Source organism: Paeniglutamicibacter sp. Y32M11 (assembly GCF_019285735.1).
Taxonomy (GTDB): domain Bacteria; phylum Actinomycetota; class Actinomycetes; order Actinomycetales; family Micrococcaceae; genus Paeniglutamicibacter.
The window spans coordinates 2631081-2651970 of the sequence record NZ_CP079107.1 but is presented as its reverse complement, the minus strand read 5'-3'; the positions used below and the strand labels follow the sequence as shown (position 1 = coordinate 2651970).

Sequence of the window (20890 nt, the reverse complement as noted above, 5' to 3'; positions counted from 1 at the left end):
TGTCACAAACTGTTGAGTTCTCCCGCGCGAGTAGATTGTGGCGCCAACTCGATAATTGCTAGCCTAACTAGCTATAAGATCATTGAGCAAGTTAGTGTTGATCCGGTGTGGCGTCCCAATTCGGCAGGAACCACCCGACGAAGGAGAACCTGCGATGCAAGAAACCAAAAAAGCTTCACTGTCCATCCGAATCGTTTGTGCACTATCCATACTCATTGCAGCCCTTGGTGCCTTTATCGGCAGCGGTGCTCTCGGAGGTACACCGATAGCAGAAGCGGCCGATGGCAGGCTCGGTGCAGATGCCACTCTGCTGGCCCCGGGCACCGGTGCATTTGCCATCTGGAGCTTCATCTATACCGCCCTGGTGGTCTACGCCATCTGGCAGATGACCCCGCGAGCCAGCATGAGCCCCACCCAAACACGGATCCGTCCGCTGGCAGCCGCCTCGGCAATCCTCAACGCATTGTGGATTTTCACCGTGCAACTGGGCTTCTTGGCGCTAAGCGTTGTGGTGATTGTGGTTCTTCTGGTGGTTCTCATCGAGATGTTCAGGCGCATGCTTAGCCCGCAACAATCGAGATTCGAACTCTGGCTCATGGCCATCACCTTCGGTCCCTACCTCGGATGGGTGAGCGTGGCGACCATCGCGAATATCGCGGCGTGGCTTTCCTCCATGGGGGTAGGAAACCAGGCAGCCTGGGCCCCCGCGTTGGCCTGTGTTCTGGTGGTTGTTGCGGCCTTGATCGGCGCGATGACGGTGCTCTTCTCGCGCGGTAGGGTCGCCACGGCACTGGCCATGACCTGGGGCATCGCGTGGATCGGCATTGGACGCAGTGATGGGGGACTTGAGTCTCCCGCCGTCGCGATGACGGCATTTGGCGCAGCCGCCGCACTATTGCTCTTGGTTGTGGTGGCAGGCGTAAAACGGATAGCTAAGTACCGCATGGAAGGAGCGACGCTATGAGCGTCATCGCCGTTACCGGCGCCACCGGGTACATCGGCGGACGGTTGGTGCCCCTGCTCCTGGAACAGGGTCACAGTGTCCGAGTGCTCACACGCCGGAAAAATGCCCTCCGCGATGTCCCGTGGAGCGAGCAGGTACATATCGTCGAGGGAGACCTCACCGATCTGAAAGCCACGGAGGAACTGTGCGAGGGAGCCACGGTGCTGTACTACCTGGTGCATTCCATGAGCGGGAGCAAAAACTTCGCGCCCATTGAGGAACGCTGCGCCAGCACGCTGGTGAAGGCGGCGCAAACCCAAGGCATCTCACGACTGGTATATCTCTCCGGGTTACACCCCGAAGGTGATCTGAGTCGACATCTTTCCTCACGGGTCACCGTGGGCCGAATCCTCGAAGCCAGTGGAATTTCAACCCTCACGCTGCAGGCGGGGGTGATCATCGGATCCGGTTCTGCCAGTTTTGAAATGGTCAGGCACCTCACCGACGTGTTGCCGGTGATGCCCGCTCCACGCTGGGTACTGAACAAGGTACAACCCATTGCTATTCGCGACGCACTGTACTACTTGAGTCAGTGTGCTGACTTAGCGCCGGAGATTTCCGGCACCTACGACATCGGCGGCCCCGAGGCCCATAGCTATGCCGAGATGATGCGCCTTTATGCCGATGCAGCACAGCTGCGCCGGCCGGTGATTTTGGCGCTTCCCGTGTTGACACCGTGGTTGGCGGCGCAATGGGTCAACCTGGTCACTCCCATTCCACGCGTTCTCGCCGTTCCACTGGTTGAATCACTCCAGCACGATTGCGTGATGCGCAATCGCGACATTGATTTGATCATCAAACGCCCGCCACTGGGGCTCACCGGCTATCAACGATCGGTGGAATTGGCGTTGGCCAAGATGCGCAATGACACTGTTGAAACCACTTGGAGTACGGCCCACGCGCTCGCGGCCCCGGCGGAGCCACTGCCCTCCGATCCGCAGTGGGCCGGGCAGACCGTTTATACCGATGAGCGTGAGCGCGATTCAGCCGCCTCGCCGGAAGCCGTTTTTGGCGTGATCCAGAGCATCGGTGGGGACACCGGGTATTATTCGCTGCCCGGAGCGTGGGCGCTGCGCGGTGTGATGGACAAACTTGTCGGTGGAGCAGGGCTGAATCGTGGACGGCGTAGCAGGCAAAGCCTCGCTTTGGGCGATGCGCTGGATTGGTGGCGGGTGGAGGAGATCGTGCCCGATCGGCTGCTTCGTTTGAGAGCGGAAATGAGAGTTCCGGGTCGTGCCTGGCTGGAGCTTTCGGTCGAACCTCACGGCACGGGAAGTCGTTACAGGCAACGCGCGGTCTTTTTCCCCAAGGGTCTTGCCGGACGACTTTATTGGGCTGCGATTCTTCCGTTCCACGGAATCATCTTCTCCTCGATGGCTAGACGCATCACTATTGCTGCCCAGGAGAACGAGCAGCACCCTCAGGATGATTGAGCCCTGTGGGTGACTAAGGCTTGGGAGTCGGTTTCTCGCCCACGGAGTTGATGCTTGATTCCATGTCCTGCGCCGTCTCGGAGAGGAAGCGGATAACGACCTCCCGTTCGGCGGGCGTCAGCCTTGCCGCTGCGCCAAAGCGGGAGGCATGGTGGCGACCGACCTGCTCGCGTGCGGCCATGTGGGTATGATCTGTTACCGCAAGGCACAGCGAACGGCGATCTGTCGGGTGAGCGGTTCGTACCACGTGACCCGCTCTTTCAAGCTTGTCGATCATCTTTGTCATCGAAGCGGTGGTTATCTTCAAGTACTTAGCCAACGCGCTAGGCGTTACTATATCGCCGGTATTCTTCGCCGATATCAAGAAGCGAATTGCTCGCATATCCGTCTCGTTAAGCTTCATGTACTGCTGGGAAGCTCGAGAGATCTTTCGTTCAACAGATCGCAGTCGGCCCATTTCGGCCATGATCCGCTCGATCTGTTGCAACGCTTCTTCACCCACAGTTGACCTGTCGATCAGCTCGCTTCGAGGGTCGCTCGAAGCCAGGTTGTAGATCGTGGGAAGTTCCTCGTTGTCCAGTGCTGCCATTCCGTCCAAAACCTAAAAAGTTGATAATCGCTCACCCATGGTACGGCGGAATCGTCAGCTTTTAGGCATTTCAGGACACCAAGGTGCTACCCCACGACTCACCGAAGTGCGATTTCGTCCACGCTGCCGAAGTGGTGCTACGCGCCGGGACACAAAAACGCGGGTCGTTTCCCCGCCCTCAATAACTGTGAGGGGAAACGACCCGCGTTTTTGTATCCGCGCTAACGGAAAAGGTAGTCGGGCCGCCAGATGACGCCCGAAAAGTGCTGACTAGAAGGCAGGAATGACGCTTCCGTCGGTCCAGGTCTTCTTGATGTAATCGCGGACCTCGTCCGAGTGCAACAGCTCTTCGAGCTTGGCGATAGCCGGAGTCTCTTCACCTTCGCGCCAGGTGAGGAAGTTGGCGTTCGGGTTATCGATGGCTGACTCCTGAGCAACAACCTCGTCCAGATTCAGCTTCGCCTGAATGATGTAGTTGCCGTTGATCACGGCCAAACCGATGGTCTTGTCCTCGGCATAGAACTTCGGAACCTGTTCGGAGTTAACTTCCTTGAAAACGAGCTTCTTCGGATTCTTGACATCATCGCCGTCAAGGAGAAGTGCCGAATCGGTGTCCTCGAGGCCGGTGAGCAAGCCAGCGGACTCCAGCACACGAAGGCCACGCAGCTGGTTAACCGGGTCGTTGTTCAACAGGACAACGGAGCCCTCGGTAACATCGGCGATGTCCTTGAACGTCTTGGAGAAGACGGTCAACGGCTCAACGTGAATGCCCTTACCGTGTTCGAACTTGTAGCCCTTGGACTTGACTTGGTCTGCAAGGTAGGCCTCGGTCTGGAAGTAATTTGCATCCAAGGTCTTATCGTCGAGTGCGATATTCGGCGTCAGGTAGTCATCAATCTCGGTGATTTCCAGATCGATGCCAGCATCCTTGGCCAAGTTGTCATCAATGTACTGGAGGATCTTGGCCTGCGGAATCGGGCTGGAACCGACCTTGACGACGGTCGGGTTGGCCGGGTCGAGTGTTGCTTCCGCGCTGGGGGTAGTGGCGGCGCCACCGCCGCAAGCCGTCAGTGCGAATAGCGTGGCGACACCAGTCAGGGCAAGTGCGAGTTTCTTACGCATGGGATGCGCTTCCTTTTCATCAAGATCCAGTGTCGGTGACAATGGATAACAAAAGCAGCTAGCGGCTACTGGCTGCGCGCCGGCGGGATGAACCGCCGGAATTCTGGGAGGTCGGGGTGGCACCCCGACCTGTTTAGCGGTGGTCTACCAGGCGAGCGAACCAGTCGCCGAGAACCTGAACGATCTGAACCAGCAACACAATGATCACGATGGTAACGATCATGATGGTGGCGTCATAGCGCTGGAAACCGTAGTTGTAAGCAAGTCGTCCCAGACCGCCACCGCCAACGAGGCCAGCCATGGCCGAGTACCCGATGAGGGTCACCAGGGTGGTGGTCGTTGCGGCAACGATGCCAGGCATGGCTTCCGGGACTAAGACCTTTCGGACCACCTGCATGCGCGTGGAACCCATGACCAAGGCGGCATCGATCTTGCCCGCGGAGACATCGCGAAGCGCGGTTTCCACGAGTCGAGCGAAGAATGGAATGGTGCCGATGGTCAGCGAAACCGACGCAGCTATGGGGCCCAACGATGTGCCCACCAGCGCGGAGGCCAAAGGGATCAACGAGACCATGAGGATCGCGAAGGGGATAGACCTCGTGATATTAACGATGATGCCCGAAAGCAATACGTTGAGCCCGCGGTTTGGCGTCAAGCCGCCCTGGGCGGTGTTCAGAAGCAAAATGCCTAGGGGCAAGCCGACGACAACGGTGAAAAGTCCGGAGATGCCCACCATTTGCAGCGTCTCAAGAAAGGCCGGCCACATGGCCTTGGTGATACCAGGATTGGTCATCAAGTCATTAAAGAAGTCCACGTTTACTTAGCCTCCTTCAGGGTTACTGCGACACCATTGGAGATCAGGTGTGCGGTGATGGCGTTGATGTCTGATCCTTCGGGAAGTTGAATGCGCAGATGCGCAAATTGGTGTTCACCCAAGTGCTCTACCGAACCTGCCAGCACATTCACGTCAAGATTGAAGGTGCGCGAGATCGAGGAGATGATTGGCTCGGCAGCGCTGGCCCCGGAGTACAGAAGGTCTAGAACCGTGCCTGCTGGAAGCTGCGCGGGCAGATCCCCGGGCATGGGCAGCAACGCCTGAGAAAGTCGGCCGGCCGGGTTGGCAACCACCTTTTCGATGTCGCCGTGCTCGACGATGCGTCCTGCTTCTAGCAGGGAAACCGAATCACAAGCCTGCTTCACCACATTCATCTCATGGGTAATGATCAGCACCGTGAGGTTCAACCTGTCACGCACCGACTTGATTAGCGCAAGGATCTCGTCGGTGGTCTTGGGGTCCAGAGCGCTGGTGGGTTCGTCGCAAAGCAGCACGTCGGGGTCCGAGGACAGGGCGCGGGCAATGCCCACACGCTGACGCTGACCGCCGGAAAGCTGCGAGGGGTACGCATCAGCAAAGTTAGTCAGGCCCACAAGTTCCAGAAGCGCGGAAACTTTCTCGTTGATCGTTGCCTTGGGAGTGCCGATCAATTCCAGCGGGAATGCCACGTTTTGAGCTGTGGTGCGTGAATCCATGAGGTTCGCGTGCTGGAAGACCATGCCGATGCGTCGTCTCGCCGTGCGCAAATCCGTATCCGACACGTTGGCGAGTTCCTTGTTGTTCACAGCAACTGACCCAGAAGTGGGGCGATCGAGCAGCGTCAGGCACCGAACGAGTGTCGATTTTCCTGCACCCGAATGGCCGATAATGCCGTGAATTTGGCCGGCTTCAACGTGTAAGGAAACACCATCAAGGGCAACGACCGTGCGGTCGCCCTGCTGGTAGACCTTGCGCAGGTCGGTGACTGTGATCAAAAGGGGTGTCCTTAGCAATCAAAAGGAAAAGGGGTACTGAACATTCAACCACTATCGAACGAATGCGGCGCAATCGCGCATCATTGGTCGATTTTTTGCAATGGATGATCGCCGCGAAGTAGTTCGTTGTTGAATCTATGCGAATTAGACGGGTTTTTCGAAGAAATCAACGTCTGGCGACGGAAAAATCGCGGGGCTGGTTACCCGAACGTAGGGTGAACCCTCTCACGCGAGCAATAAAACGTAAAATATTGCGTCATCTTTGCATCATTTGTCGGCACAGCGGACTCCAGCTACGGCTTGCGCTCGATCTGTTGAGCCGAGCCGTCGTGCCTTGCAATCAACCGGAAACGTCGAAGGCGCCGCTCCCTCGGGAATCGGCGCCTTCGACGGCGAGGTCAGCGGATTAGCGTTTGACCGGCCACTGTCCATCGACCACAGTTTCTGGGTTCTTGCGACGGAAGAACTCCTGGAGACTGGCAGCTTGTTCTGCCGCCCACCCAATCTGGGCTGCATGCAGTTCTGTGGGATCAATCTGAAGCTGCGGGTATTTGGCTGCCTGCGCGTCGGCAATACCGATGGTCGCGGCAGCGTCCGCCGCTGACGTGTGTGCGTTGAGCAGCTGAACGCCGTAGAAGTCGCTCATCACCGAGAGGGTGCGCTTTCCGCGGCGGTACTTATCGACCTGCTTGTCAACGATGTACGGGTCGATAACCGGGGTCGGATTGAGATGCTCCAAGGAGTAACGATTCGCCTCGGCCTGAAGCACGGTGAAGTCGTAGGCGGCGTTAAACGCCATCACCGGCATGGTTTGGAATAGATCTGCCAGATAAGCAGAGATTTCAGCGACAGCAGTCGCAGCGTCAACGCCCTCGGCTTGCGCCTTGGCGGTGGTGATGCCGTGAATTTCTGAAGCCTCGATAGGAATAGCAATGCCGGGGTTGACCAGCCATTCCTTGGTGTGCAAGATTTCTGATCGCCCATTAACCACGACGATAGACGCGGTCACGATGCGAGCCTCATGTGGATCTCGACCAGTGGTTTCCAGGTCGAAGGCGGCGCGGGGAAGGTTATGCCATGAAGTCATGGAAACAACGCTACCGGGAATCGACGACACTTTGTCCCATCGCAGCGCGGTGGTGGAAGAAGAGCGAGGGGTGCAGCCGATAATAGAGGCTGCGGAACCATCACGAACGAGGAGCGAGAGTGGATCGAGGCAGTGATTCGAGTCATCCCGGCGCAGAGATCGCCGAAGATGGTGCATCGGGCTCCGCCGTGGGTCTCGATTATGACGAGGCAGTGTTCGCCGTCGTTGCGTTAATACCTTGCGGCAAGGTGCTGGCCTATGGAGACATTGCCGAATTGCTCGGCATCGGTGGAGCTCGACAAGTCGGCAAGGCCATGGGTAGGGGCGACTCCAACGCCACCTGGTGGCGGGTCATCCGCTCCAACGGAACCCTGCCAAGTGATTTGCAACCGCTCGCCGAAACCCATTGGGAACGCGAGGGCACACCCAGAACGCCGACGCGGGTGCGAATGAATGTGGCCCGCTGGGAGCCCACCGACGCGGAGCACACTCTCATCGACGGCATCGCCGAATTACTGCCGATGCCAAATCGTCACCCTCGAATGATCTGATGGAGAACATGGACACCACCAACGCAGCCAATCCGACACCCGCGGAACAGCTGGGTTCAGAGAAGGCCTCGCCCGCAGACTCGGCGCAACGGGCACTACTGGAGCTTACGCCCGGTCATGGGCCCGTGCTGGTGTTGGGAGGCCCGGGAACCGGAAAGACGTCGACGTTGCTACGGGTGTTGACCACCCGTCTAGCCGCAGGGCTTGACCCGCAGCGGGTGCTGGTGCTTTCTCCGACACGTGCCGCAGCTGCGCTTCTGCGAGATGACCTCTCGGCCGGTACCGACAAGACCTTTTCAGAACCCACGGTACGCACTTGGTCGGCATATGCCTTTGACCTGATCCGCAGGGCGCGGTTGGACGGACTTCTACCGGAGCTGCAGCGGCCTCCCCGGCTGCTGTCCGGTCCCGAACAGGACACCTTGATCGGACATCTACTTCAGGGCCATGCCCAGGGCATCACACCCGGCCCGTTATGGCCCGAATCGCTGGGCGAAGCCATTGGTACCCGTGGTTTCCGCAAGGAATTGCGAGAACTTTTTGACCGGATCTCCGAACACGGACTTGAGGCCGGCGCGCTTCAGGACCTAGGGGAGAATCTTAAGCGTCCCGAATGGGTCGCCGCAGCCCAGTTCTATCAGGAATATCGGGACCTTTTGGACTTGGGTAGCGCCGAGGCCTTCGATCCAGCAGGGCTTTTGGCCGCGGCGGCAAACATCCTGGAAGACAACCCAGAGTTCCACAACGCGGAACACGAGCGCCTCCAGCTAGTCATGGTCGATGACCTTCAGGAAGCCAATCCTGCCCAGCATCGTTTGCTCGCGCTGCTTGCCCGGGGACGTGACCTGATGGCCTTCGCCGTGCCAGATAATGTCGTTCAAGGCTTCCGTGGTGCTCGGCCGGACATGCTCGGAGAATTCGAGACGCGCTTAGGTACCGAAGCGCACCCGGCCCACGTCATGGAATTGCAGACTTCCCACCGCCTCGATGCCGAACTGGCCATCGCATGGGGACAGGTCGCTCGTCGCATTCCCGTGGCAGCTGGCGTTGCGGGCAGGATCCTCTCCTTCCCGGAGGCCACCAGCGTCAGCGATGCGGACGGCGAAGTTCAGACTTCGAGCCCAGAACTCGGGGACGATGCCGAAAATGGGCCAGACGCGGATAACGCTGCAGCTGAGACACCGCTTCAAACATCGCCCCCGGGCAGCCTTGAAGTTCTGCTGGTTGATTCGCCCATCCACGAACAACGCCTCGTGGCCCAGCGCCTACTCGAAGAACACCTGATCCACCACCGCCCGCTAGATTCCATGGCCGTAATTCTGCGCAATGGCTCCCAGGTACGATCCATGTCCAAGTACCTTGCTGGCGCCGGCATTGCGGTAAATACCCCGCCCGCCGAAACGCCCTTGCGGGAAGAACCAGCGGTTCGCCCGCTACTTGACCTGATGCAATTGGCCTTGGCCCCCGAGGCCCAACAGGATCCTTTACTGCTTCAAGAACTCTTAATGTCGCGCTATGCCAACGCGTCGGCGTTGGACGTGCGTCGGCTGCGCCAAGGATTACGCCGTCACGAAGTCGCCAACGGCGGCAATCGCTCAAGTGCCGAGTTGCTCACCGGGATGCTCGATCAGCTGGAACTTTTGGGGACCATGGGTCGCGCAGCGGCAGGAGCCCGACGCCTGGCACGGATGTACCAAGCACTTCTCGCCGAGCTTGGTAGTGGGAACATGAACGCCGAAACAGCGCTTTGGGCGTTATGGGCGGCCAGTGGAATGGCCGAGAAGTGGAGTGCAGCGGCACTGGAGGGCGGCATCCTCGGTACTCGGGCCGACCACGATCTTGACGCCATGCTGGCAATCTTCCAATCCGCCGAACGCTTTGTTGATCAGTTGCCCGGTTCCTCCGTCGCCCAATTTGTTGAGCACGTGTTGGGGCAAGAACTGCCCATGGATACTCTGGCCAATCGAGGCGGAAGTACTGCCTCCGTCCAGGTGCTCACCACCGCAGCAGCGGCAGGGCTCGAATGGGAATTGGTATTGGTACCCGGGATGCAGGAAGGGATCTGGCCCAATACCAAACTGCGTGGTGAATTGCTCGGAGGTGGCGCACTGAGTGATGTGATTGAACACGGCCCGGAAATTCTCCCCACCCGCAATATCGCCTCGCTCATCCGCGAGACGCGCGCAGATGAGTTACGCACCTTCGCGAATGCGATTTCTCGCGCGAAATCCAAAGTCATCGCCATCGCGGTGGCCTCCGAAGACACTCAACCCTCGTCCTTCCTCGACATCGTTGACCCGCGGGGCGCTGTTACCGGCCGCAGCCCCGTCTTTGTTCCGCGACCACGCACCCTCGGAGCACTGGTTGCCGAATTGCGCCAAGCCGCCGAGGCCACGGCCCTCGACGAATCACGTGAACCTTTGCACAGCGACGCCACGGAGGTACTTGGCACCCTGGCTGCCGCATCGCGTCCGATCCGTGGCGCGCATCCCGGCAGCTGGTGGGGCTTGGCGGAGATCACCTCTACCGGGCCGGTAGTACCGACCGGGGAACCAGTGAAGGTCTCACCCTCCAAGGTTGAATCGGTGATGAACTCACCGCTGAACTGGTTTGTCCAAGCCGCCGGGGGAGAAGCTGCCACCGACTTTGCCCGTTCCCTGGGTACCCTGGTGCACTCAATCGCCGAGGAACACCCCGAAGCCAGCGGCGGCGAATATCTGGAAGTCCTAGAGCAGCGCTGGGCCGAACTGGAAATGCCGAGCAACTGGGAGGGGGCACGGGATCGTGAACGCGCCGAAGACATGCTCAAAAAGCTGGCCCAATACAACGTCATGATGCGTACCGAGCATCGCACCCTGATCGGCCGCGAGATCTCCTTCGAGATCATCATTCCCGCCGCGACCGCCGACGCGGAATCAGGAGCGGTCGAGCCTCGTGATGCACTGCTGCGCGGTGTGGTTGACCGCGTTGAGGCAGACGAAGCGGGCAATCCGTGGGTTGTTGACCTGAAGACCGGCAAATCTCAGCCCAGCGGCAAGGACGTGGAGAAGCACCCGCAACTGGGCGCCTATCAAGCGGCCATCATCAATGGTGCGCTCGCCGGAAAAACACCGGTGGAACTCACTCGAGTGCCGGCAGGTGCCTCGCTGGTGCAATTGGGCACCACCACCAAGTCCCCGCGGGAACAGGCCCAACCCGCCATCACCGAGACTGATTGGGCCACACCCATGGTGCTGGCAGCCGCAGCATTGATGGGTGACGCCGATTTCCTCTCCCGCCATGACCCCGCCCGAGGTGGTCGCAGCGGGAGTAACTGCCGCTTGCCGGGTATCTGTCCATTGTGTTCCGAAGGAAGGCAGGTCACCGAGCCGTGAGCCGCACACAAATCCCATCCGAATCTGTGCATGAGGACGTTGCCGGTGGCCAGGCCACCGTGGAACCGGAAGGGCGTATCTATTCTCCCGAGGAGCTCTCCGAGATCCTCGGACAGCATCAGCCCACCCCGGAACAGTCGGCCATCATCTCCTCCCCACTTGAACCACTGCTGGTTATTGCTGGCGCTGGATCGGGAAAGACTGCCACCATGGCCGATCGGGTCATCTGGCTGGTGGCCAACAAAAAAGTGCGCCCTGAGGAAATTCTTGGCGTGACGTTCACCCGCAAGGCGGCCGGCGAACTTGCCCAACGTATCCGCGGTCAGTTGGAGAAGTTGGCACGTTCTGGCCTGCTAGAACTCGAAGCCGAAGGCCTGCTGGATCCCTCCGTTTCCACCTACCATTCCTATGCCAACACGCTGGTCAAGGAGCACGGGCTGCGCATCGGCGTCGAGTCCGACACCGCGTTGCTGGGAACCGCTCAGGCCTGGCAGGTAGCAGCGGCAGTGGTCGAGGGTTACACGGGCGACTATGAGCATCTGGCGTCCTCCAAAAACACGTTGATCGATGCCGTGGTGACCTTCGCGGGGGAATGCGCTGAGCACCTCGTCGCCCCCGAGGAAGCAAAGGCCTGGATCGACGAGCTGGTGGGACAACTTGAGTCCCTGCCGTATCGGATCGATAAGCCGGCAGCCCCCTCCGTGGAGGCCCGCAAACTGTTAGATAAGTTGCGAACGCGAGCCACCATCGCCGAACTTGCCCTTGACTACGCTCATGCCAAAGCGGCACGTGGCGCCTTGGACTATGGGGATCTGGTGGCGCTGGCCGCTCGTATTGCCCGGGAAATCCCGGAGGCGGCACACAGCGAGCGGGCCCGCTTTAAGGTCGTGCTACTCGATGAATTCCAGGACACCTCCCACGCGCAGATGGTGCTCTTCTCATGCATCTTCGGCGAAGGGCATGCGCTCACCGCGGTGGGTGACCCGAATCAGTCCATCTACGGTTTCCGTGGCGCATCCGCCGGTCAGCTCTTCCGCTTCCCAACCGAATTCCCTGCCCGGGTAGCACCGCAAGACGGGGCAAGCAGTGAACTGCGTCCTGCGTCCGTCGCCTATTTGAGTACCGCATGGCGCAACTCTAAAAACGTCCTTTCCGCCGCCAACGCCGTCTCCGCACGGTTGAATTCCGTGGCACCCGCCGGCATCTCCGTCCCCGCACTTAAACCCAGCGCTTTCGCCGGGGAAGGGCGGGTGGAATTGGCTAGATATGCCACCGGTGGGCAAGAGGCGGCAGCACTCGCAGCTCGATTCATCATCGAACGCGCGTCATTTGCCAGCGCCCACGGGCGTAACCCCTCCATGGCCGTACTTTGTCGCACCCGTTCGCAGTTGACTCCGATTTCGCGGGGGCTGGAGGACGCGGGAATTCCCTATGAAATCCTAGGTCTCGGCGGATTGCTGAGCATGCCCGAGGTCAGCGACATCGTAGCCACGCTGAATGTACTGGTTGACCCCAACCGCTCCGATCATCTGCTGAGGCTCCTCGCCGGCGCCCGATGGCGCATCGGACCAGCGGACCTCATGGCCTTTGCCGACTGGTCGCGCTTCCTGGCGAGGCGCCGAGAATTTGCGCTCAAGGATGGCGGAAAAGAGGACCTTGAGGCCAGTGAAAGCGCCGAGGAACTCACCCGCGCCGAGGCCAGAGCCGAACTTAATGACGCGGCGAGCCTCATCGAAGCCCTCGATTACCTTCCACATCCCGACTGGGTATCGGGCGATGGTCGATCATTGGGCGCCACAGCCCTGGCTCGCCTGACAAAACTGCGTGATGAGCTGCGGTATCTACGAGGCTTTGTCGACGATGACCTCGAAACCCTGCTGCGCGAGACGGAACGGGCCATGGGCCTGGATATCGAGGTTGCAGCGAAGCCAGGTGTGGGAATTCACGAGGCGCGACGTCATCTTGATGCCTTTGCCGACATCGCCCAGGACTATTCGAGCTCGTCCACCCGGGTGGACCTTGCCGGTTTCCTGACCTGGTTGGAGGCAGCGGCCGAGAAGGAGGGCGGCTTAGCAATTGTCCCCGGGGAATCAAACCCCGATGCCGTGCAATTGCTCACGATCCATGCTTCCAAGGGTCTGGAATGGGACGTGGTTGCCGTGACGGGCATGAATGAAGGCATCTTCCCCAGCGCTAATGACTCGCGCTGGACCAGCGGCGACTCCGCTCTTCCCTGGCCACTGCGTGGCGACAAACATGATTTGCCGCAATGGGACACCGACCAAGAATGCCTTTTCGACGTGGTGAAGGCCGAGGCCATGTTCAAATCCGAGGTGTTGAATCATGCCGAGCTGGAGGAACGGCGACTTGCCTATGTCGCACTGACCCGAGCTAAATCCTTGTTGATCTGTTCGGCGACGGCCTGGACCGGAACGCGCACCAAACTCACCGACGCCTCGAGTTTCCTGCTGGATATGCGCCCACTGAGCGAGGGGGAAAAGCCCGCTGCCCTCGTGGCAGAGTGGGTTGACGATGAGGATGCGCCGGAGGCTAACCCGTTCCGTGAACAACCGTTGGAGGCTCGGTGGCCCTACGACCCGTTGGAAGGCCCCTCGATTACCGGCGGAGGTGTGTTGCGCCCACGCCCACCGGGGCGCCGAGCCAAATTGGAGGCCGCTGCCGAAGCGGTGCTCACCGCCGCGGATCGAGTCGCACGGGCTGCGCCTCCCGTGCCGGAGGAGAACGACTCGGCGGAAACCGCTGCGTGGAATACACCCACGGGCAAGAACTGGTTCAAGGAGGCCGAGCTACTGCTGGCCCGCCGCGAGCAGGAAGCTGCCGAGGAACGTACCGTCGGCATTCCCAAGCATGTGCGAGCCTCGGTGTTTGTGGACCTGGCCACCGACGCAAAAACCGTGCTGGCAGAGTTGCGTCGTCCCATCCCGCGCCGTCCCGGCACCGCCGCTCGCCGTGGCACAGCCTTCCACGCATGGCTGGAGGAGTACTTTGACTCCACCGGAATGCTGGATCTTGGCGAGTACATGGAAGCCGCGGATGCCTATATCGATGATGCTCTTGATCTGGAGGACATGAAGAACTCCTTCTTGGCCTCCGAATGGGCCGATCGACAGCCAGCCTATGTGGAGGCTGCCATCGAAACGCGGATCGGTCCGGTGTCGGTGCGCGGGCGCATCGACGCAATCTTCCAAGAGGCCGACGGCGCTTGGCTGTTGGTGGATTGGAAAACCGGGCGGGTGCCACGGGGCGAAGAACTGCGCATCAAGGCGCTGCAGCTGGCGGTGTACCGGTTGGGTTGGGCAAGATTGCGCGGAATCGACGTTTCGCAGGTGCGTGCGGCGTTCTACTACGTGGGTTCGGGCATCACCATCAGGCCGCATGATCTGGCAGCGGAGGCCGAGCTTGAGGCCCTGATCACCGAGTCCATGGCTGAATTGCAGCGAGCACCACGCAGCGACTCTTAGGTCAACGCAGCGAAGAGGCGCCATCCCCGTGGGGTTGGCGCCTCTTCACAGATTGGGCAGTTAACTGTAGTTACTTCGGATCCAATTTCTGAATGGGGATCGCGTTGGTTTCGGGCTCGATGGCTTTGGCACCCGCCGTATCCTTTTCCGTTTTCGAGGAGTCGGAGTCAACCTTCACCATGGGGCGCGGCTCGTTGGAGGGCTTGGCCGGCGCTGCCACGGGCTGCGGCGGCGTTGACGGCTTTGCCGGGTTTGACGCGATGGCCTGCACCGGAACCGGAACGATTCTCATGGCCGAGGTGGCCGGTTCGACCGACGAGACCTCTCCGTCGTTCGCATCCGATTCGTCCCGGTCAACGTCGGCCGCTGACCCTGCATCCGCTGAGCCCACGGACCTGATTGCGGAGACCGGGACGGGCTGCCTGTCCTCTTCGTTGCCAGCACGCTGGGCACGCGGTGGTTCGACCACAGAAATGGGTTGTCCACCGTATTCTGCGATGTCCGAATCCAGTTCCTCGAGCATCAGTTTCGCCTCGGCAATGCGTTGCGCGTCGCCGCCAGCGATGGCCTTAACTAGCCACTGCGCCAGTGCAAATTCGGCGGCCAAGGAAGCCCGGCGCATGATGTGCGGATCGGCACGGTCACCGCGTACCGAAATGTAGCTTTCGAACGTTGCATCGGCGAAGGACTGCTCGTGCACGGCGGCCAACCAGGCAAAGTCATCGGCGGGGTCCCCGACCTGAAGATCGGTCCAGCCATTCACCGCAACCACCTTGGCATCTTGCACCAGAAGTTGATCTTCGTGCAGGTCGCCGTGGATGACCGTGGCATTAAAGCGCCAGAGGGCCACATCTTCTAGCGCATGTTCCCAACGTCGCAGCAGGCGGGAGGGAATCATGCCGGTGGTTGCCGCCGCATCCAGTTCATTAAGCCGACGTTGGCGTACCTGTTCGGCGGTGTACGCGGGTAGGTCCGCACGATCGATCGCCGAATCTGGCATCGAGTGGATGGCGGCCATCACGATACCTAGGTCACGGGCGCAGCGCGAGCCCAGGGAGACCAGGTCTTCAAGGGAGTACTGCCGACCGGGCAGGTAGTTATAAACGAAGGTGCGCAGTGGACCCTGCCGCACGGTACCGGCGACCGAGGGTAGCTGGAAGGGGAGCGAGGCACGGATGCCAGCGGAAAAGGCACGCAGCGCCGCCAGCTCAGATTCAAGGCGCATGCTGGCTTCTTCGTGGCGCGGGGAGCGCACCCGCCAGCGATTTTTAGCCGCGTCAACAATGAGCACTGAGTCGAAGTCGTTGCCGTCGTCCGGCAGCGTGGCCACGCCCGTGGGGGCCAAGCCGGGTACCGCGGCGGTGGCGATGGCAGCGAGTTCCATGGGAGAGCGTTTCACATCATCCACCGTAGACCGAGTCAGCCGGGCCGTCGCCTTCGGGCGGCGGCGAGTCGCGTCTTTCGCTACTAAATCGCTCACGAGTGGGGCACCAACACCCCAGAGGAAGTACAGGAACCGAGAACCGATTTATGCGCCGATAGCCACAACGCGGACCCGGGAGTAGGTGTTGGGGCCCCAAGCTCAGTACGGTTGATTCCATGAGTGATTCCGTGCTGCAACCAGTGACCAGCTTCCCGGCTCTCGGCGCCTTGCCCCTAGCCCGCGCCACCAGCGACCGGCGTAGCGAAAGCCGTGCCCAAGATGACTGGCTCGATTCGCTGCGTGCCGCCGAAGCCACTCGCTACCTCGTGATGATTGGTGGTCGCGCCCGGGTACTTGACGGTGAACTGGTGCTGATGCTCGCAGCGGATCTGCCCGAAGGTGGCACAGAGATATATCTGGGGTTTGATGGCTCAACCGAGATCGTATTGCACAGTTTCGAGCAGACCCCCGCTGCGTGGGCGGCACCCGAGAGTTCTAATGAACTGCACCCGGGTCAATGGCTGGGCCTGCGCGATGTAGCAGCCGGGTTAGGTGCTCGAGATGCCGGCCTGTTTGTTGAGGCAGTAGCGATTGCCAACTGGAATCATGCAACAAACTTCTGCGCGGGATGCGGTGGCCCGCTGACGCTTCGTGCCTCCGGATGGGTCAAATTCTGCGCGGCGGAGGGGCGAGAACACTTCCCACGCACCGATCCTGCCATCATCGTTGCCATCACCGACGATGCGGACCGCCTACTTTTGGGTGCCAACAAGGCGTGGGGTGGGACTCGATTCTCCACCCTTGCCGGATTTGTTGACCCGGGGGAGTCCCTGGAGGCGGCGGTCATCCGCGAAGTCGCCGAAGAATCCGGTGTTATCGTGAAGGATCCGCGGTACATGGGATCCCAACCGTGGCCGTTCCCGCGTTCACTGATGCTCGGATTCACCGCGGTCGCCACCGGTACCGAGTTGTTCCCCGATGGGGAGGAAATCATCGACCTGCGCTGGTTCACGCGTGAGGAATTGGCCGATGCCGTTCGCACCGGCGAGATTGGTGTGCCAGCCGGTGTCTCCATCGCCAGCGCCCTGATCGAAAATTGGTTTGGTGGCGTATTGCCCCAGCCCGAACACTTGGAAAACTAGGACATGACCGAAGAGACTGGAACCGGCAGCATCGAGGAGCGCATCCTCGGCGGACTGGACGAAGAACAACGACAAGTCGCCACGACGCTGCAGGGACCGCTCTGCGTACTTGCCGGTGCCGGAACCGGCAAGACCCGGGCCATTACTCACCGCATTGCCTATGGTGTGCACACCGGCGTTTACAAACCGAGCTCACTCTTGGCGGTAACCTTCACCGCCCGGGCCGCCGCCGAGATGCGCTCACGACTACGCGATCTTGGTGCCGGTGCGGTGCAGACCCGGACCTTCCACGCGGCGGCCCTGCGCCAACTGCAGTACTTCTGGCCACAGGCCATTGGCGGTCAACTGCCAAACATCGTTGACTACAAGGCGCCGCTGATCACCGAGGCCGCACGTCGACTGCGCACCACCGCCGACCGTGCCACGGTGCGTGACTTGGCCAGCGAGATCGAATGGGCAAAGGTCTCGATGCTCACGCCAGAATCTTATGTAGCAGCAGCGGCGGACCGCGGGCAGCCCGGGGGATTGGATCCGATCACCGTCTCTCGGATCTTCCAGTCCTACGAAGACGTGAAGACCGATCGGCAGCTCATCGACTTCGAGGACGTTCTGCTACTCACCGTGGCCATTTTGGAGGATGACCCCCGCGTTGCCGCTTCGGTACGCGAGCAGTACCGCCACTTCGTCGTTGACGAGTATCAGGACGTTTCCCCGCTGCAGCAACGTCTACTGGACTTGTGGCTGGGCGGGCGCGATGAACTTTGTGTGGTGGGTGACGCCTCGCAGACCATTTATTCCTTCACTGGTGCTACCCCGCGCCACCTCCTGGACTTCACCGATAGGTATGAACACGCACCGGTGGTCAAGCTGGTGCGCGATTATCGGTCCACGCCGCAGGTGGTGCACCTGGCCAACCGTGTCTTGGCTGCCCGTCAACCGGAGGCGGGAGTTCCCGACCGCGACATCCACTGGCCCACACCGCTAGAACTTGTTGCCCAGCGAGAGAACGGACCCGACCCCAGTTTCCTGGAGGCCAAGGACGACGAGGCCGAGGCAGCGGAAATCGCTGCCCGGATCAAGAAGCTCATTTCCGAGGGCACCCCGGCGTCGGAGATCGCCATCCTGTACCGCACCAACGGCCAATCCGCTGCCTATGAGCAAGCACTGGCTTCCGCCGGAGTTGGATACCTGCTCCGCGGTGGGGAACGATTCTTCGCTCGCCGCGAGGTGCGCGATGCGATGCTGCAATTGCGCTCGGCGGCACGTAACACCACCACCGAGCCCGGAGTCGAGTCCGTCCCACAGCTCACCCGCGACATCTTGGTCTCCCTTGGCTACAGTGCAACCGCTCCGGCAGCCTCGGGTGCCGTTCGGGAAAAGTGGGAGTCGCTTTCCGCACTGGTTGCGCTCGCCGACGAAATGGCAGTCTCTCGAGCCGGTTCGGAGATCCCTTTTACGTTGAATCTATTTGTTGCTGAACTGGAGGAACGCGCCGCTAGCCAGCACGCGCCAACCCTGCAGGGCGTGACTCTGGCTTCGCTGCACGCGGCCAAGGGCTTGGAATGGGACGCGGTGTTCTTGGTCGGGCTCTCCGAAGGTCTGATGCCCATCTCCTTCGCGGATGACCAGGCAGGTTACGACGAGGAACGTCGACTGCTATATGTAGGGATCACCCGCGCACGGAAATATCTGGGACTCTCGTGGTCCTTGGCTCGTACCCCGGGTGGTCGAGCCAATCGACGGCCCTCCCGTTTCTTGGACGGATTGCGTCCCTCCGGTTCTTCACGTACTGCAACTCCAGCGCGCAGTACCAAGCGCAGGGCCGCAGCCACGCCGCCGCTGTGTCGGGTCTGTGGAACGTTGCTCTCGAGCGCCTCGGAGCGAAAGCTGGGACGTTGTGGTGGCTGCCCGGCGGGTTATGACGAGGCAGTGTTTGAATCTCTTCGCGCTTGGCGCCTGCAGGTCTCCCAAGCGAATTCACTTCCGGCCTTCGTGATCTTCACCGATGCCACGTTGATGGCCATCGCTGAGAATAACCCCAGCAACGTTTCGGCACTGGGGCAGATCTCCGGGGTGGGCAAGAGCAAACTGGAGCGTTATGGCGAGGCGGTACTGGCGATCCTCGCCGGGGATTCGGCGGAGTAGAGACGTCTCGAGTTCGGCTCATATGTCTAAGAATTGACCTCTGCCGACCGAGCCTTGCCCGCACAGAACCGTGGGGGACCACGGCTCCTTGAGCCACTGATGCACCAGGGGGCGCAAGACTCGTGGGTGTATCGCCGTCTCGACCTTCTGCAAACGCTGGGCCCGGCCGCAGGGTCCATGACCCCCGACACCTACGATGGCGGAACGGTTTTCGATCACGTCTCAGCCAACACGTTCCGTGTCGAACCAGGGTCCCACAACTTCCGCGGCGAGATCGGCGTCGAGAAAGGGTCGTCACGTCGGATCCTCAACGGCAACGACAAGGAATGCTTCCATATCGGGGACCGGCGAGTGCGGCTGGTTGTCGGCGGCACGTACGAGTTGAATGCGTTCTCCCAAATTTGAAGCATCGGCATGGGCAAGACCCCGAACGGGTCCGTTTTTGTCTAGCCGGGCGCTGCTCTGGCTTTTACAACGCGGGACGCGAGCAAAGTGGCGTCCCGTCTCGTTTGCCACCAGTAAGCAGTTAGCACAGCACAAGTTCATCGGAACCCAAGGCGCTCCAACCAGTGTCCCGGCACCCGCCAAGCACCGCTCCGTCACGCGAGGCAAGCCAGGGCGCTCCCACGACTACGCACAGGGGTGCTGGAACGATGCCTACCTACGTTGCCGCAACCATTGTCCTAGGCGGCACGACCATCCAGACAGGTGCAGTGAGGACGCTGCTTCGCGGGAGTACTCGATCCGCCTCCGGTGGATAAATCCCAGGTGATCATCGAATCCACAGTTGTCGGGACGTTGATGCGATCGATGAGCATCAGCACTTGCATGGCGGTGACACCCGCCGTCACGGCCGCCAACGACGCTTCGGGCCGCAGGAGCTGGCGGTTGTTTTCGCCGGCGTGGCTGTCCAACATGCGCACGGTGGGGTCACATTGCTCCCACACACAGGGCGCACACATGCTCAGGCCGTCGATGGACATTGGACCGATGCGCACGCCCGCATCGGTGAAGAGCACCGGGATCATTGCCTCATCCTGTGCCAGTGAACGCACTGGCGGCAGCGCTCCTTCGCCGATGACTACCGAGATGTCCAGCGGCGGAGCGCCAGGGCTCCTGACTGCGGATTCGGCAACCGCCAAATGCGGGTAGAGGGGTTGCAATGATCGTGCCGTGGCTCGGGCCCGCTGGGTCCCCACAGCGGTGATGCCGGCCGTGGCAGCTCCCAGATCCTCCGCGTCGAAATCCTCCGAATCCGAAAGCATCAGTCCTCCCACCCCGGCAGCGGCGAGAATGTGTGCCAAGAGTTGTCCTGTGCGTCCACATCCATAGAGCGCGACCCTGGATTCCCTCCGAGCCTTCAGCGCGCGTGTCGCATCCAGCCGGTAAGCCGAGCTCCATTGCAGAACATCTGGCATCATCCGGGCCCCGAGACCTTTGCCCAGCGCCGCCTCCACGTCTTTGCCCGAATGGGGGACCGACGGCACAAGGACCGGAGCGAGAATGCCCAAGATCTCGCTGCGCCTATCCTTTTTCAAGACAACACCGGAGATGGGCGCGGAGGGGCTAGGTGGTGCGCCCGTGGCCAGGGAGAGCACAAAACGCCGTTCGTCAGCGCTCAGTCCAGTTATCCACCGGGCATGCTGGCCCGTTCCAATCTGGATGGTGCCCTCAACTAAGCTGAGAACCTGCACTCCCGGTTTGATCCTCATGATGGTGCCCCTTTGAAG

The 20890-nt window shown here is 60.7% G+C and carries 15 protein-coding genes; 8 read left to right on the top strand and 7 right to left on the bottom strand.

Going from position 1 to position 20890, the window contains the following annotated elements; genetic code table 11:
• The first annotated feature begins 154 nt into the window (after positions 1-154).
• Together KUF55_RS11620 and KUF55_RS11615 are read left to right on the top strand one after the other, a co-directional pair.
• Positions 155-964: a tryptophan-rich sensory protein gene (locus KUF55_RS11620; RefSeq protein WP_218816734.1), complete on the top strand. Its 810-nt coding sequence runs from the start codon at positions 155-157 to the stop codon at positions 962-964.
• Entirely contained in the window at positions 961-2436 is a 1476-nt protein-coding gene (locus KUF55_RS11615; protein WP_132358438.1) for an SDR family oxidoreductase, read from the top strand. Before KUF55_RS11620 ends, KUF55_RS11615 begins: the two co-directional genes overlap by 4 nt.
• Positions 2437-2449: 13 nt before the next feature.
• Here the strand turns inward: KUF55_RS11615 and KUF55_RS11610 are convergent, their stop codons facing one another.
• The 5 genes from KUF55_RS11610 to KUF55_RS11590 form a co-directional block, all read right to left on the bottom strand.
• Complete coding sequence (locus KUF55_RS11610) at positions 2450-3025, bottom strand: MarR family winged helix-turn-helix transcriptional regulator (protein WP_132358436.1); 576 nt, start codon at positions 3023-3025, stop codon at positions 2450-2452.
• Positions 3026-3295: 270 nt separating this feature from the next.
• Complete coding sequence (locus tag KUF55_RS11605) at positions 3296-4147, bottom strand: MetQ/NlpA family ABC transporter substrate-binding protein (protein WP_218816733.1); 852 nt, start codon at positions 4145-4147, stop codon at positions 3296-3298.
• Between the two features lie 133 nt (positions 4148-4280).
• Positions 4281-4961, bottom strand: coding sequence for a methionine ABC transporter permease (locus KUF55_RS11600; RefSeq protein WP_255557001.1), 681 nt, complete (start codon positions 4959-4961; stop codon positions 4281-4283).
• 2 nt (positions 4962-4963) lie between these two features.
• Entirely contained in the window at positions 4964-5956 is a 993-nt protein-coding gene (locus KUF55_RS11595; RefSeq protein ID WP_132358432.1) for a methionine ABC transporter ATP-binding protein, read from the bottom strand.
• A gap of 406 nt (positions 5957-6362) precedes the next feature.
• Positions 6363-7043, bottom strand: a complete 681-nt coding sequence (locus KUF55_RS11590) for a 3'-5' exonuclease (RefSeq protein WP_218816732.1) — start codon at positions 7041-7043, stop codon at positions 6363-6365.
• 119 nt (positions 7044-7162) lie between these two features.
• On the opposite strand from KUF55_RS11590, the gene KUF55_RS11585 reads away from it, so the two are divergent.
• Genes KUF55_RS11585 through KUF55_RS11575 form a run of 3 tightly spaced genes read left to right on the top strand, consistent with a single transcriptional unit; the run spans position 7163 to position 14450 of the window.
• Entirely contained in the window at positions 7163-7594 is a 432-nt protein-coding gene (locus tag KUF55_RS11585; RefSeq protein ID WP_255557000.1) for an MGMT family protein, read from the top strand.
• Between the two features lie 8 nt (positions 7595-7602).
• Positions 7603-10968 carry an ATP-dependent DNA helicase gene (locus tag KUF55_RS11580; protein ID WP_255556999.1) on the top strand — a complete coding sequence of 1122 codons (3366 nt, stop codon included), beginning with the start codon at positions 7603-7605 and terminating at the stop codon, positions 10966-10968.
• Between the two features lie 26 nt (positions 10969-10994).
• A complete protein-coding gene (locus KUF55_RS11575) occupies positions 10995-14450 on the top strand; it encodes an ATP-dependent DNA helicase (RefSeq protein ID WP_218818770.1) in 3456 nt (1151 codons plus the stop codon).
• A 70-nt stretch (positions 14451-14520) separates the two neighbouring features.
• On the opposite strand, the gene KUF55_RS11570 is transcribed toward KUF55_RS11575, so the two are convergent.
• Positions 14521-15930 carry a macrolide 2'-phosphotransferase gene (locus KUF55_RS11570; RefSeq protein ID WP_370630912.1) on the bottom strand — a complete coding sequence of 470 codons (1410 nt, stop codon included), beginning with the start codon at positions 15928-15930 and terminating at the stop codon, positions 14521-14523.
• Positions 15931-16049: 119 nt separating this feature from the next.
• Between KUF55_RS11570 and nudC the strand changes: the two genes are divergently transcribed.
• The 3 genes from nudC to KUF55_RS11555 all read left to right on the top strand — a co-directional run bounded on the left by nudC (position 16050) and on the right by KUF55_RS11555 (position 19565).
• Positions 16050-17015 (top strand): NAD(+) diphosphatase, encoded by a 966-nt coding sequence (nudC, locus tag KUF55_RS11565; RefSeq protein ID WP_218816730.1) that lies wholly within the window; start codon positions 16050-16052, stop codon positions 17013-17015.
• Between the two features lie 3 nt (positions 17016-17018).
• The gene (locus tag KUF55_RS11560; RefSeq protein ID WP_218816729.1) at positions 17019-19160 is read left to right on the top strand and encodes an ATP-dependent DNA helicase UvrD2; all 2142 of its coding nucleotides are present in this window, start codon (positions 17019-17021) and stop codon (positions 19158-19160) included.
• Between the two features lie 177 nt (positions 19161-19337).
• Positions 19338-19565: a hypothetical protein gene (locus KUF55_RS11555; protein ID WP_218816728.1), complete on the top strand. Its 228-nt coding sequence runs from the start codon at positions 19338-19340 to the stop codon at positions 19563-19565.
• 278 nt (positions 19566-19843) lie between these two features.
• Here the strand turns inward: KUF55_RS11555 and KUF55_RS11550 are convergent, their stop codons facing one another.
• Positions 19844-20872: a ThiF family adenylyltransferase gene (locus tag KUF55_RS11550; protein WP_218816727.1), complete on the bottom strand. Its 1029-nt coding sequence runs from the start codon at positions 20870-20872 to the stop codon at positions 19844-19846.
• Between the last annotated feature and the right edge of the window lie 18 nt (positions 20873-20890).

Coding starts and splice junctions, on each gene's coding strand:
- KUF55_RS11555 (WP_218816728.1), top strand. CDS start 19,338: ATGACCCCCGACACCTACGATGGCGGAACGGTTTTCGATCACGTCTCA.
- KUF55_RS11580 (WP_255556999.1), top strand. CDS start 7,603: ATGGACACCACCAACGCAGCCAATCCGACACCCGCGGAACAGCTGGGT.
- KUF55_RS11615 (WP_132358438.1), top strand. CDS start 961: ATGAGCGTCATCGCCGTTACCGGCGCCACCGGGTACATCGGCGGACGG.
- KUF55_RS11605 (WP_218816733.1), bottom strand. CDS start 4,147: ATGCGTAAGAAACTCGCACTTGCCCTGACTGGTGTCGCCACGCTATTC.
- KUF55_RS11590 (WP_218816732.1), bottom strand. CDS start 7,043: ATGACTTCATGGCATAACCTTCCCCGCGCCGCCTTCGACCTGGAAACC.
- KUF55_RS11620 (WP_218816734.1), top strand. CDS start 155: ATGCAAGAAACCAAAAAAGCTTCACTGTCCATCCGAATCGTTTGTGCA.
- KUF55_RS11560 (WP_218816729.1), top strand. CDS start 17,019: ATGACCGAAGAGACTGGAACCGGCAGCATCGAGGAGCGCATCCTCGGC.
- nudC (WP_218816730.1), top strand. CDS start 16,050: ATGAGTGATTCCGTGCTGCAACCAGTGACCAGCTTCCCGGCTCTCGGC.
- KUF55_RS11550 (WP_218816727.1), bottom strand. CDS start 20,872: ATGAGGATCAAACCGGGAGTGCAGGTTCTCAGCTTAGTTGAGGGCACC.
- KUF55_RS11610 (WP_132358436.1), bottom strand. CDS start 3,025: ATGGCAGCACTGGACAACGAGGAACTTCCCACGATCTACAACCTGGCT.